Genomic DNA, 13,711 nt, shown 5'->3' with positions numbered 1-13,711 from the left:
GACACCGAACCCGTCGAGCACCAACACCCTCGAGCGCACCAACACCCTCAAGCACCGCCGCAATACCCGACAGCCGAAGGGCAGCAACGTGAACAGCGCCATCACCACCCCCTCCAACCGTGAAGGTCCGGCCCCGCACACAGGTGCATGGGTTCGCACATGGGGCGCCTCCCCGCAGGCACCGGACAACTCCGTCAGCTGCATCGAGCCTTTCGAGAACGCGACGCTGCGGCAGATCGTCCGTATCACAGGCGGCGGACACCGCATCCGTATCCGCATCAGCAATGAGTACGGGACCGCACCGCTGACCATCGGCGCTGCCCGTGTAGCCCTCACGGACACCGACGACGCAGTCCAGCACGGAAGCGATCACACGGTGACCTTCAGCGGCCGGCCAACCGCCACCGTGCCGACGGGCGCGCCGATCCTCAGTGACCCCATCGAGCTGCGGACCGCCGCACTGTCCCGGCTGACCATCAGCCTCTACCTGCCTGGCCGAGTCGACACCGCGACCTGCCACGGGACCTTCCACACGCTCGGCTGGCTCATCCCCGGCGACGCGAGCGCCCTCGGGTCACTGCCCGCGGACGCCGCCCCGTTGCCGGCACAAGCCCTGATCACGGCCGTGGAAGTGCAGCCTGAGACACCGACCCGGGCCATCGCCGTCATCGGCGACTCCCGCGTCGACGGCATCGGATCCACCCCCGGCACCGACCGACGCTGGACGGACAGGCTCGCCGAACGTCTGGCAGCCCGCGGCGGACAGGCACTCTGCGTGGTCAGCCAGGGCATCAGCGGCAACCGCATGCTCACCGACGGCATCGGCACCGCCGCCCTCGCCCGCTTCGATCGCGACATCCTCGCCACGCCCGGCCTCAGCCATGTGGTGATCGCCGTGGGCAACGACCTCATCTTCTCCTTCGCCCCACGCACCGAGGAGACCGCCGGATTCCTCTCGATGTTCCCCGGCTCACCCGTCGACGTCGACGACATCATCGCAGCCCACCTCCAGCTGGCGGCCCGAGCCCACGCGCACGGCGTGAAGGTCCATGCCGCGACCATCGCCCCCTACGGCAGCTCGGAAATGTACACAGCCCAGGGCGACAAGGCGCGCGAACAGCTCAACGCATGGATCCGCACGAGCGGCGCCTTCGACGGCGTCCTCGACTTCGACGCCGTCTGGCGCGACCCCGCCGATCCCAGCCGCATCCGCAGCGACCTGCACATGGGTGACCACCTCCACGGCAGTGACGCGGGCTATACGGCCCTCGCGGAGTCTGTCGACCTCTCCCTCTTCGACTGATCACTGACCGAGGCGGCTTCTGAGCGACCTCGCGGCAGAAGGAGCGACCCCCTGGACGCACCCGACAACGCCGCGGCGTTCGGCACACACGGTGACCGCATACGCCGAACGCCGCGGCGGGCCGCCAGGGTGCCGCCCGGCCGACCGCCCTGTATGAACGCCGCCACCGCCGGCCCGGGTCGGCGGAGGGTGTGGTGCTTGAGCATGGCGTGCAGGACGTCGACGCAGCGGCGGGTGAGTGGACGATTTCACCACTTGGCGCGGGTGCTCACCCAGCACCGGTGCGGACCTGCCGGACCGGATCAGCACCCCCGCGACGCACAACTGCCCGGGATCACCGGCTTCGCCTGCGGGTCAGGCCGGAATCGAACTGCTCCACAAGATGATCCTGCTCCAGTAAGCCTCTGTACCTGTGCCCCTCGGCGCGAAGCCGAACGCCTCACTGCGGCGGCGCATCCCCGATGAGGATCTGCACCGTCTGTCCCGCTGAAAACTCATGGTTGTGCAAAACGTTTTGGATATCTAGCTTGTGCGCCATGAGCGACAGAACGCCTCCGCCGACCGGCCGCCTCCTGGTGAGCGGCTGCGATGTGCTGCGTGTCCCGACGCAGGGCCAGTGCGAGATCCTGCGGGCGCAGGACATCGTGGTGGCGGACGGCGTCATCGAGGACGTACGACCGACCGGGGGCCCCTTCGGTCCGGGCCCCGCGGCCGATGTGATCGACGGGCGCGGACTGCTGGCCGTACCCGGCCTGATCAACGCGCACACGCACAGCCCCATGACCCTGATGCGCGGCGCGGCCGAGGACGTGACGGTCGAGGGCTGGTTCAACGACCGGGTCTGGCCGATGGAGTCCAACCTCACCTCCGACGACGTACGGATCGGCGCCAGGCTGGCCTGCGCCGAGATGATCCGCTCCGGCGTCACCACCTTCGCCGACCACTATTTCTTCCCCGAGCAGATCGCCGAGGCGGTCGCCGAGACCGGTCTGCGGGCCGATATCGCGCCCACCTACTTCAGCAGCGGCGGCGCCAAAGCCCTGGAGGCCACCGTCGGGTTCGCGGAAGCGTGGCACGGTCGTGCCGGCGGCCGGGTGACCGTCTCGCTCGGACCGCACGCCCCGTACACGGTCGACGACGGCGACCTGCGGACCCTCGCCGGGCACGCCCGGCGGCTCGGCCTGCGGGTGCACATCCACGCCGCCGAGCACCTGGAGCAGACGTGGTCCAGCCTGGAGCGGCGTGGCATCACCCCGATCCGGGTGCTGCACGAGACCGGGGTACTGGACGCCGGGGCACTGATCGCGCACGGCTGCGGGATCGTCGAGGACGACCTGCCGCTGCTGGCCGAGTACGCGGGCACGACCGCCGTCGCCTGCTGCCCCAAGGTGTATCTCAAACATGCCCTGTCCCCGCTCACGCCGATCCGCGACCTGCTCGGCGCCGGAGTCGCGGTCGCGGTCGGCACGGACGGCGCCGCCGGCCACAACACGCTGGACGTGTGGGAGGCGCTGAGACTTGTCGCCCTCACCCAGAAGCAGGCCGTGCGGGACGCCACCTGGATGACCGTCTCCGACACCCTGCGCCTGGCCCTGCGCGGCGGGGCCCGGGCCCTCGGCCTGCAGAAGGAGATCGGGGCGCTGGAGCCGGGCATGCGCGCCGACCTCGTCCTGACCGACCTGTCGGGGCTGCACTGCCGTCCGCTGCACGATCCGCGCGCCGCACTGGTCTACAGCGCCCGCGCCAGTGACGTACGCACGGTCGTCGTGGACGGCCGGGTCCTGATGCGCGACGGCCGGCTGCTCACCGTGGACGTGCCGGAGCTGCTGGCCGAGGCCGACGCCCGGGTGGCCCGGATCCTCGACACCTCCCACGGCAGGGCGGTGCAGCACTATGACCCCTGAGCCGTACACGCGGGCGGCGGTCCGGCGCCCCGCGTCCATCAAGGACGTGGCCGCCGCGGCCGGCGTGAGCGCCACCACCGTCTCCCACGTCCTCAGCGGCAACCGGCCGGTCAACGAGCACACCGCCGCCCGCGTCCGAAGTGTCGTCAACCGGCTCGGCTACGTCCCGGCGTCGCTGGCCCGCAGCCTGCAGGCCGGTTCCACCTCGGTGATCGGCCTTCTGATCCCGGACATCAGCAACACCTTCTTCGCCGAACTCGCCAAGGGTGCCGAGGACGCCGCCCACGACCTCGGCTACGGCCTGATCCTGTGCAACACCGAGTTCGACGCCGACCGTGAGGACCGCTACCTCGGCATGATCCGCAGCCGGTTCATCGACGGCATGGTGTACGCCTCGGGATCCCCGCCGTCCCGGCGGAGACTGGAGGCCCTGATGGGGAAGTTCCCCATCGCGCTCGCCGACGAGGAGGTCGAGGGCCTCGAAGGCGCTCTCATCGCCACCGCCGACCACGAGGCGGGCGGACGGCTGGTCGGCGAGCACCTCCGGGCGCTCGGTCACCGCCGCGCCCTCATGCTGACCGGGCCGCGTGCCCTGAAGAGCAGCAACGCCCGGGCGAACGGATTCGTACGGGCCTTCCGGGGCGAGGTCGTCGAACGCGTCGGCGACTTCAAGGAGACCTCCGGATACGGCCTCGTCGCCGAACTCCTCCAGGAGGGCGGTCTCCCCGACGACTGCACGGCCGTCTTCGCGGCCAACGACCTCATGGCGTTCGGCGCCCTCACCGCCCTCCGCGAGGCGGGACTGTCGGTGCCGGACGACGTCTCGGTGGTCGTTTCGACGACATCCGGGCGGCCACGCTGGCGCATCCGCCCCTGACCACCGTCCATCAGCCCGCCTACGACGTGGGCCGCACCGCCACCGCCCAACTCCTCCAGTACGTCACCCGGGGCGAGGTCCCGCCCGCCTCCCGGCACACCCTTCCCGTCGAACTGAAGGTCCGCGGCAGCACGGCTCCCGCCGCCCCCTGATCCTCATCTGACCCAACTTCCCACGCGCCGCACGGAGTTGCCGTGCCGCGCGGCAATACCCCCTGCCCCGAAAGGCGGTTCGCCATGCCCAGAGTGCTCGTTGTGGGCGAGTCCTGGTTCACCTACACGGTCCACCAGAAAGGCTTCGACGCCTTCCACACCTCCGAGTACACCGAGGGTGGAGGTGCCTTCCTGGACGCGCTCCGCTCGCGCGGCCACGAGGTGACCTACGTGCCCTCGCACGAGATCCCGAGCCGGGTACCGGCCTCCGCCGACGGTTTCGACGCGTACGACGTCGTCGTCATCAGCGATGTGGGCGCCAACAGCTTCCAGCTCCCGCCCGAGACCTTCAACCACTCCGTCCCCGCGCCCGACCGGTCCGAGCTGGTGCGCGGCTTCGTGGAGCGGGGCGGCGGGGTGCTGATGATCGGCGGCTATCTGACCTTCAGCGGCATCGACGCCCGCGCGCGATGGGGGCGCTCCCCGCTCGCCGCCGCACTGCCGGTGACGATGCTGGACCGCGACGACCGGGTGGAGCTCCCGGCCGGCGCCGTCCCCGAAGTGGTGGGCGAGCACCCGGTCGTACGCGGCCTTGGGCGGTCCTGGCCCGCGCTGCTGGGCCTCAACGAGGTCACGGCCCGGCCGGACGCGTCGCTGCTCGCCGAGTGTGCCGGGCATCCACTGCTCGTCGTCGGCGGCCACGGCGCGGGCAGATCGGCGGCGTTCACGTCCGACGTGGCACCGCACTGGGCCCCGCCACCGTTCCTTGCCTGGGACGGGTACCCCGAGCTGTGGGACCGGCTGGTGCGCTGGCTCGCCGGAACGGAGCTGTGATGGCCCCACACGTGCGTACGTCCGTCACCGGCACACCACACATCGCGGCTCGGCCGGGCGACTTCGCGCCACTCGTGCTGATGCCGGGCGACCCGCGCCGCGCCCGGCGGATCGCCGAGACGTTTCTTCAGGACGCGCGGCAGGTCACCGACGTACGCGGCATCCTCGGCTACACCGGAAGCCACCGGGGCGTGCCGATGTCGGTGCTCGCCTCCGGCATGGGCATCCCGTCCGTGACGATCTACGCGACGGAACTGTTCCGCCACTACGGCGTGCGCAGGATCGTACGGGTCGGCACGGCCGGCGCGATCCCGGCCTCGGTGTCCGTACGGGACGTGGTGATCGCCTCCGCCGCGCACACCGACTCCAGCCTCAGCCGCGTCCTCGTGGACGGCGTGACCCTCTCCCTCGCTCCCTCCTACCGGATGCTGCGTGCCGCCGAGGACGCCGCCGGGCGGGAACTCTGCGGCGGCGAGGCCGTGCACATCGGACCGGTGTTCAGCAGCGACCACTTCTACCTCGACCGCCCCGCCCTCTTCGACGCCCTGGAGCGCCGGGGCACCCTCGCGGTCGAGATGGAGGCGGCCGGACTGTACGCCGTGGCCTGCGCGGAGGGCGGCGAGTCCCTCGCCGTGCTGACCGTGTCCGACCATCTCCGCACCGGTGACGCGCTCACCGCCGAGGAACGCGAGACGGACTTCGACCGGACGCTGCGCATCGCCGCGACCGCGCTGCTGACCGATGTCTGAAATTCCCTCACCGGAAATCAAACCGAAACCGGGCAACGTAGCCAAAACGTTTTGCACTTTCTACTGTCAACGCAGCCGCTCACTCAGCCACCCACTCAGCAACGAAACGATCAGGAGATCGATGATGAGATACGGAAGAAGCGCCGCCATCGTGGTGACGGTGACAGGGATGATCGCGCTGACCGCGTGCGGGGGATCGGGCGGGGACGATTCCGGAGCGTCGTCCTCCGGCAAGCCGCGCATCAAATTGGTGCTCAATGGCGGGCTGGGCGACAAGTCGTTCTTCGACTCCGCCTACGCGGGTCTGCAGAAGGCCGAGAAGGATCTCGGCTACGAACTCAAGGTGGTGGAACTCGGCTCCGACCGGACCAAGTGGGAGCCCGGCTTCGAGGACGCCGCCTCGGCCGACGACTACGACATCCTCGCCGCCGGTACCTTCGACGTCACCGACTACATCGGCAAACTCGCCCCGGAATTCCCGGACAAGAAGTTCTGGGTCTTCGACGCCCCGGTCGACTACAGCGGCAAGAACGGCGCCTGTTCCAACAAGTGCGAGAACGTCTACTCCGTCACGTTCAAACAGAACGAGGGCGGTTATCTCGCGGGATTCCTGGCGGAGAAGCTGGTGGCCGCGAAAGCACTCAAGGGAACCGAATCGCTGAAGAAGGTCGGCGTCATGGGCGGCGTGAAGATCCCGTTGATCGAGGACTTCGTCGTCGGTTTCAAGTCGGGCTTCCAGGCCGCCGGCGGAAAGAACTCCGACGTCCTCGTGCAGTACGTGGGAGGCGACAAGCCGTTCGGCGACCCGGCCAAGGGCAAGGAGATCAGCACCGCCATGTACGGGCAGGGCGCCGCGCTGGTGTGGCCGGTCGCCGGGCTCTCCGGACTCGGCACTTTCGAGTCGGCCGTCAGCGCTCAGCGGTACGCGTTCGGCGTCGACTCCGACCAGTACCAGACCCTCACCGACCAGGCGCAGAAGGACATCGTCGTCACCTCCATCCTCAAGAACGTCGGCAACGCCCTGTACGAGGCCGCGCAGAACGACCAGAAGGGCTCCCTGAAGTACGGGTCGGTCTCCACCGTCGGCCTCACCGAGGACGCCGTCGGCTATGTGAACGACGACCACTTCAAGGAGCTGGTGCCCGAGAAGATCCGTACCGAGCTCCAGGAAGCCGCCGACGAGGTCAAGTCCGGCTCCGTCACGGTGCCCAGCGCCCTCTAGCCGAACGGCCTTGACGATGAACGAGCCATGGGACAAGGACGGACCGGCCGTCGCCGCCCGCCAGGTCACCAAGACCTACGCCAACGGGGTCCGCGCGGTGCGCGCCGTGGACCTGGAGGTCCCGCCGGGCGAGATCCGGGCGGTCGTCGGTGAGAACGGCGCGGGCAAGTCCACGCTGATGAAGATGTTCTACGGCCTCGAACAGCCCAGCGCGGGCGAGATCGTGGTCGGCGGACGGCCCCGGGTGCTGCGGGGCCCGGCCTCGGCGATCGCGCTGGGCGTGGGCATGGTGCACCAGAACCTCATGCTGGTGCCGTCCTTCACCGTCGCCCAGAACGTCGTCCTCGGCGTCGAGCCGGGCCGGCGCGGTCTGGTCGACCCGAAGGCGGCCGTGGAGACGACCGCCCGGCTCGCCGAGGAGTCCGGACTTGTCGTCGACCCCAGGGCGCGCGTCGACGAGGTGTCGGTCGGGATGCGGCAGCGCACCGAGATCCTCAAGGCACTCCACCGCAGGGCCCGCGTGCTGATCCTCGACGAGCCGACCGCCGTGCTCACCCCGCAGGAGACCGAGGACCTGTTCGCCGCCGTGCGCCGGCTGCGCGACAACGGGATGACCGTCCTGTTCATCTCGCACAAGCTGCGCGAGGTACGGGAGATCAGCGACAAGGTGAGCGTGATGCGCGCCGGCTCCCTGGTGGGCACGGTCGCCACCGCCGACGCCACCGAACGCTCGCTCGCCTCCATGATGGTCGGCCGCGACATGTCCCTGGACGTGGACCGCACCCCCGCCCGACCCGGGGAGAGCACCCTGCGGGTACGGCGCCTCGGCTACGAGGCCCCGACCGGCCAGTCCCTGCACGGCCTCGACTTCGACGTCGCCGCCGGGGAGATCGTCGGCGTGGCCGGCATCGAGGGCAACGGCCAGAGTGAACTCGCCGACATCCTGGCCGGGTTGCGCCGCCGCACCGAGGGCACGGTCCACATCGACGGCACCGACACGGCCGGTCTCGACGTGGCAGGACACCGCAGGGCCGGCATCGGCTACGTACCGGAGGACCGGCTGTACAACGGCGCCGCCCTCGACGCGTCGATCGCCGACAACCTCGTCGTCGACCGTCACGACCGACCGCCCCTCGCCCGCCGTGGCGTCCTGCGCCCGGGTGCCGTACGCGCCCATGCCGAGCGGCTGATCGACCAGTACGCGATCCGTACCCCCGACCCGTCGGTCCCGGTGCGCGCACTGTCCGGCGGCAACATGCAGAAGGTGATCGTCGCCCGCGAACTCTCCGCCGGGCCACGCCTGTTGATCGCCTCGCAGGTCACTCGCGGGGTGGACATCGGTGCGATGCGGTTCATGTACGAGCGTCTGGTCGCCGCGCGTGACGCGGGCGCCGCCGTCCTGTTGATCTCCGCCGACCTCACCGAACTCCTCGCGCTGTCCGACCGGTTGCTCGTCCTCAAGGACGGCCGTCTGGTCGCCCGGTTCGACGACACGGCCGGCCTCACCGAGAAGCGGGTCGGTCTCTACATGCTCGGCGTCGAGCTGCACGACCGGGACCGGCTCACGGCTGGTCTGGAAGACCTGGGGGAGGAGGCCCCGTGACCACCACCCCGCTGACAGCGATCGAGACCGAGGACCGGCGCCAGTACCGTACGACCCGGCGCCGCGACTTCGCCGTCGACCTCGGCATGGCCCTGGCCACCATCCTGGCCGCCCTGGCCATCGGCTTCCTCGTCATGCTCGCCACCGGCAACGACCCGATCCGGGCCTACGAGGTGATGCTCACCGGCCCGCTGGAACGCTCCTTCCGCGTCGGCCGCTGGCTGGAGGACGCCACGACGCTCACCCTGCTCGGGCTCTCGGTCGCGATCCCCTTCCGCGCCCGGCAGATCAGCCTCGGCGCCGAAAGCCAGGTCTACGCCGGTGCGTTGGCGGCGGCGACCGTCGCGATCTTCGTGCCGCTGCCGCCCGTCGTCGCCGTGATCGTGCCGATGGCCGCGGCCGCCGCCGCGGGCGCCGGAATGGGCCTGGTGCCCGGCGCGATGAAGGCACGCCTCGGTGCCAACGAGATCGTGGCCACGCTGATGCTCAACGCCATCGTCGTGCGTGTCTACGACTACCTCGTCAACGGCCCGCTGAAGGAGTCGGGCAGCAGCGCCGTGCACTCGAAGTCCATCCAGCAGGACTCCGCGCTCACCCCGCTGAGCGACTGGTTCGGCGTCCCGCTGGGCCGCGCCAACATCGGTTTCGGGGTGATGCTGCTGACCGCCGTCGCGCTGTGGCTGCTCATCACCCGCACCCCGCTCGGCTACCGCATCCGGATGACCGGGGCCAACCCCGACTTCGCGGCGTACGGCGGGATCCGCGTACCCCGCGTCATCGAGTGGAGCTTCGTCATCGGCGGCGCCGTCGCGGGCCTGGCCGGTGCCCATCTCGTCCAGGGCGTGTACGGGCGACTGGAACCGGGGCTCGCCGGCAGCCTCGCCTTCGAAGGGATCGTGGTCGCCCTGCTCGCCAGGAACAACCCGCTGGTCGTCGTGGTCGCCGGACTCTTCTACTCCTACCTGCGCGCCGGGGGCGACATCATGGAACAGCAGACGGACGTCGGCACCGAGATCGTGGTGGTCATCCAGGCGGTCATCGTGCTGCTGGTCACCGCCCAGGCCCTGCCGAACCTGCTCAAGCGGCGCATCGCGCGCAGGCAGGCGGGTGCCCGATGAGTTCCGTGTTCGACGTCGTCCTCAGCAGCGCCTTCCTGGCGGCCGTGCTGCGGATCGCCACGCCGTATCTGCTCGCCGCGTTCGGCGGGCTGGTCGCCGAACGCGCCGGCATCAGCAACATCGCCCTGGAGGGCCAGATGCTCTCCGCCGCCTGCACCGGGGCACTGGTCGCCGGCTACAGCGGCTCCGTCGCGCTGGGCGCGGTCAGCGGCGTCGCGATGGCGACCCTGCTGGGCCTGCTGCTCGCCGCGCTCCGCCTGGAACTGGGCGCCGACGCGATCATCGCGGGCATCGGCCTCAACCTCCTCGCCTCAGGCGGCACCGCCTACGCCGTCTACAGCCTCCTCGACGACAAGGGCGGCACCTCCGGCCTGAAGAGCGGCAGCCTGCCGACGGTCACCCTGCCGGGCATCGAGAACGTGCCGGTGCTCGGTGATGTGCTGAGCGGCCAGAACATGGTCACCTGGCTGGCCTTCCTGGCCGCGCCGTTCGTCGCCTGGCTGTTCTACCGCACCCGCTTCGGCTTCCACCTGCGCGCGGTCGGCGAGATGCCCGACGCCGCTGAGTCCGTCGGGATCGCGGTACGGCGTGTCCAGTACACCGGACTCGCCCTCAGCGGGGCACTCGCCGGACTCGCCGGGGTCTTCCTCAGCATGGGCTACGTCTCCTTCTTCGTACGGGACATGACGGCCGGCCGCGGCTTCATCGCCCTCGCCGCCGTGTTCCTCGGCGGCCTGCGGCCGTGGGGTGTCTTCCTCGCCGCACTCGGTTTCGGAGCGGCGGAGGCACTGGCCGTGCAGCTCGGCACGCTCGACGTACCGCCACAGCTGGTGTCGACGATCCCGTACGTGATGACGCTGGTCGCGCTCGCGCTGTACGCCTGGCGCCGCAAGCGCCGGGGCCGTGCCGTGCCGGCCGCTGCCTCACTCTGACGCCTCGGCGGCAGCCTTCTTCCCCTCAACCGCAGAGCTCTCCCACCACCCGCGATTCGCCGAGCGAACGGGGCGGCGAGCCATGCCCGCACGTTCCGTTCGCTTCCCCTCCCGAAGGACACCCATGCGCCACAAATCTCCGGTGCGCCGCAGACGCGCGCTTCTCAGCTGCCTTGCCACGGCCGGCCTCCTCGGCAGCCTCGGGCTCACGAACGGGTTCGCGGCGCGATCCGGGGCGGACTCCTCCGGAAAGCCGCAGGACGTGCGGCTCCTCGACACCCTCACGGTGCCCGCCGGGACGACCGAACTCGGCATGCCCTTCGGCGGGTTGTCCGGAATCGACTACGACCCGCGGTCCGGCGAGTACGTCGCCCTCAGCGACGACCGCTCGGAGAACGGCAAGGCCCGCTTCTACACCCTCCGACTGCCGCTCGACAGGGCCGCGTTCGCCGGCGACAAGCCCGACCTCGACGGCCTGACCGTGCTCGCCGACACCACCGGTGAACCCTTCGCCCCCAAGGCGGTCGACCCCGAGGCGATCCGCTGGACCCCGGGCGGCAAGAGCCTGCTCTGGACCAGCGAGGGAGCCTCCTCCGCCGGCCGGCCCGCCTTCGTCCGCGAGGCGGACACATCCGGTGGGTACGTCCGCGAACTGCCGCTCCCCACGGCGTACGCCCCCGTCCGATCGGCCTCGGGCACCCTCACCGCCGGGGTGCGCAACAACCAGGCCCTGGAGGGGCTCACCCTCTCCCCGGACGGGCGCACGGTGACCACCATCACCGAGAACGCCCTCGTCCAGGACGGCCCGGCGGCCGGGCTGACGACCAAGAGCCCCTCCCGCCTGCTGCTGATGGACCGTCGTACAGGGAAGCCGGAGGCCGAGCACGTCTACGAGGTCGACCCGATCTCCGACGCGCCCACCGCACCCCTGCCCGCCCCGGTCGGCACGTACTCGGCGGACCGGGGTGTCTCCGAGATCCTCGCGATCAACGAGACCGACTACCTCACCGTCGAACGGTCCTTCGCCTCCGGTGTCGGCTTCGCCATCCGCCTCTACTGGACCAGCACCATCGGTGCGACCGACGTCATCGGCAAGGACGCCCTGTCCGGTACCGAGAAGCCCATGCAGAAGAAGCTGCTGTACGACTTCACCACCTCCGGCACCGACGCCGACAACGTCGAGGGCATCACCTGGGGGCCGCGACTGCCCGACGGCTCCCGCTCGCTCGTCCTCGTCGCCGACGACAACTTCGGCTTCAACGGCAGCGTCACCAAGTTCCATCTGCTGTCGGTGCGTGCGGGGCTGCTGGCGAACCGCACACCGGACGTCAACGGCGACGGAACCGTCAGCGCCAAGGACCTGGCGGCGATCCCGACCGCCGGCCCGGCCGGAGACCTCGACGGCGACGGCCGTACGGACGCCGCCGACGTCCGGCTGTGGATCACGTACACCCGCGCCTTTCCCACCACCCAGAAACCGCCGTCCACCGTCCACGTCCAATTGCCCTCGCGGCACGGCTGGGCCAGCTGAGGCAGGGCACCGACACCTCGCTGACCGTCGCCGCGGGTGACATCATCGGCGCCAGCCCCTTCCTGTCCGGCCTCTTCCACGACGAACCCACCGTCGAATCCATGGAGAAGCTGCACCTGGACGTCACCAGCGTCGGCAACCACGAGTTCGACGAGGGCACCGACGAACTGCTGCGCATGCAGCACGGCGGCTGTCACCCCGAGGACGGCTGCTACATCAAGGACGAGCCGTACGACGGCGCCGAGTTCCCCTGGCTGGCCGCCAACGTCATCGACCGCGCTTCTGGCAAGCCTCTCCTGGCGCCCACCTGGGTCAAGCGGGTGGACGGGGTGAAGGTCGGCTTCATCGGCCTGACCCTGGAGGGCGCCCCCGAGGTCACCGGCCAGTCCGGCATCACGTCCGTACGCTTCCTCGACGAGGTGCAGACCGCCAACGCCTCGGCCAGCGCACTGCGCCGCCAGGGCGTGGAGGCGATCGTCGTGCTCCTCCACGAGGGCGGGGTGCAGGCCGGGTCGTACGGACAGTGCGACGGCATCTCCGGCCCGATCGTCGACATCGCCAAGAACCTCGACCCGGCGATCGACACCGTGGTCACCGGCCACACCCACCAGCCGTACATCTGCTCCCTGCCCGACCCGGCCGGCCACCCCCGCCTGGTCACCTCCGCGTCGTCGTTCGGCCGGGTGGTCACCGAGACACGGCTGCCGGTGGATCGCCGCACCGGAGATGTCGTACGGGACCAGGTCGCCGCGATGAACCACCTCGTCACCCGCACCGGCGCCAAGGACGCCGACCAGACCGCCGTCATCGACAAGTGGAAGGCGCTGGCGGCGCCATTGGCCAACCGGGTCGTCGGCAGCGTCACCGCCGACATCACCCGCTCCGAGACCCGCGACGCCGAGTCCGACCTGGCGAACCTGATCGCCGACGCCCAACTGGCCGCGACCTCGGCACCGGAGCGCGGCGGGGCCCGGATCGCCCTGATGAACCCGGGTGGGGTACGGGCGGACCTGGTGCACGCGGCATCGACGGGCGGTGAGGCGCCCGGCGAGATCACCTACGCGGAGGCCTATGCCGTACAGCCCTTCGCCGGATCCCTGGTCTCCGTGAACCTGACGGGGGCCCAGATCGAGAAGATCCTGGAGGAGCAGTTCAACGACTCCGGTACCCGGGCACCCACCCTCATGCTCGGCGTCTCCAAGGGCCTGACGTACTCCTTCTCGCGTGGCGCCCCGGTCGGCGACCGCATCGACCCGACGTCGATCACGCTCGACGGCGAGCCACTGAAGCCGGACGCCACCTACCGGGTGACCGCGAACACCTTCCTCGCCGCGGGCGGCGACGGATTCACCACCTTCGCCGAGGGCACCGACCCCGTCGGCGGCGGGGACGACATAGCGGCCCTCACCGACCACCTCACCGCCCACAGCCCGGTCACCCCACCCGGCACCGACCGAGTGACCGAGCTGCCCTGACCACGGCCCCG

10 protein-coding genes and 1 pseudogene are annotated in these 13,711 nt (G+C 70.4%); all 11 read left to right on the top strand.

Features of this window, described 5'->3' with window-relative positions; genetic code table 11:
* The first annotated feature begins 88 nt into the window (after positions 1–88).
* The 11 genes and pseudogenes from ACFYXF_RS00175 (at position 89) to ACFYXF_RS00125 (ending at position 13,700) form a co-directional block, all read left to right on the top strand.
* Positions 89–1,303: an SGNH/GDSL hydrolase family protein gene (locus ACFYXF_RS00175; protein WP_389346402.1), complete on the top strand. Its 1,215-nt coding sequence runs from the start codon at positions 89–91 to the stop codon at positions 1,301–1,303.
* 536 nt (positions 1,304–1,839) lie between these two features.
* Positions 1,840–3,207, top strand: a complete 1,368-nt coding sequence (locus ACFYXF_RS00170) for an amidohydrolase (RefSeq protein ID WP_389346400.1) — start codon at positions 1,840–1,842, stop codon at positions 3,205–3,207.
* Positions 3,197–4,236: pseudogene (locus tag ACFYXF_RS00165) on the top strand (LacI family DNA-binding transcriptional regulator). The gene ACFYXF_RS00170 and the pseudogene ACFYXF_RS00165 overlap by 11 nt, the downstream one beginning before the upstream one ends.
* A gap of 84 nt (positions 4,237–4,320) precedes the next feature.
* Complete coding sequence (locus ACFYXF_RS00160; protein ID WP_389346398.1) at positions 4,321–5,070, top strand: glutamine amidotransferase; 750 nt, start codon at positions 4,321–4,323, stop codon at positions 5,068–5,070.
* The gene (deoD, locus tag ACFYXF_RS00155) at positions 5,070–5,819 is read left to right on the top strand and encodes a purine-nucleoside phosphorylase (RefSeq protein WP_389346396.1); all 750 of its coding nucleotides are present in this window, start codon (positions 5,070–5,072) and stop codon (positions 5,817–5,819) included. Before ACFYXF_RS00160 ends, deoD begins: the two co-directional genes overlap by 1 nt.
* 124 nt (positions 5,820–5,943) lie before the next feature.
* Positions 5,944–7,041: a BMP family protein gene (locus ACFYXF_RS00150; protein WP_389346394.1), complete on the top strand. Its 1,098-nt coding sequence runs from the start codon at positions 5,944–5,946 to the stop codon at positions 7,039–7,041.
* Positions 7,042–7,057: 16 nt separating this feature from the next.
* On the top strand, positions 7,058–8,644 hold the full coding sequence (locus ACFYXF_RS00145; RefSeq protein ID WP_389348431.1) for an ABC transporter ATP-binding protein: 1,587 nt from the start codon (positions 7,058–7,060) through the stop codon (positions 8,642–8,644).
* Positions 8,641–9,762, top strand: a complete 1,122-nt coding sequence (locus ACFYXF_RS00140; protein WP_389346392.1) for an ABC transporter permease — start codon at positions 8,641–8,643, stop codon at positions 9,760–9,762. Before ACFYXF_RS00145 ends, ACFYXF_RS00140 begins: the two co-directional genes overlap by 4 nt.
* Positions 9,759–10,694, top strand: a complete 936-nt coding sequence (locus tag ACFYXF_RS00135) for an ABC transporter permease (RefSeq protein WP_389346390.1) — start codon at positions 9,759–9,761, stop codon at positions 10,692–10,694. The genes ACFYXF_RS00140 and ACFYXF_RS00135 overlap by 4 nt, the downstream gene beginning before the upstream one ends.
* Positions 10,695–10,818: 124 nt before the next feature.
* On the top strand, positions 10,819–12,225 hold the full coding sequence (locus ACFYXF_RS00130; protein WP_389346388.1) for an esterase-like activity of phytase family protein: 1,407 nt from the start codon (positions 10,819–10,821) through the stop codon (positions 12,223–12,225).
* Entirely contained in the window at positions 12,132–13,700 is a 1,569-nt protein-coding gene (locus tag ACFYXF_RS00125) for a bifunctional metallophosphatase/5'-nucleotidase (protein WP_389346386.1), read from the top strand. The genes ACFYXF_RS00130 and ACFYXF_RS00125 overlap by 94 nt, the downstream gene beginning before the upstream one ends.
* Positions 13,701–13,711 lie beyond the last annotated feature (11 nt).

Origin of the sequence: Streptomyces sp. NPDC002680, assembly GCF_042889145.1 — a bacterium.
GTDB lineage: Bacteria > Actinomycetota > Actinomycetes > Streptomycetales > Streptomycetaceae > Streptomyces > Streptomyces adonidis.
Note: the sequence above shows the minus strand (reverse complement) of the source record. Positions and strands in the feature narration are given on the sequence as shown.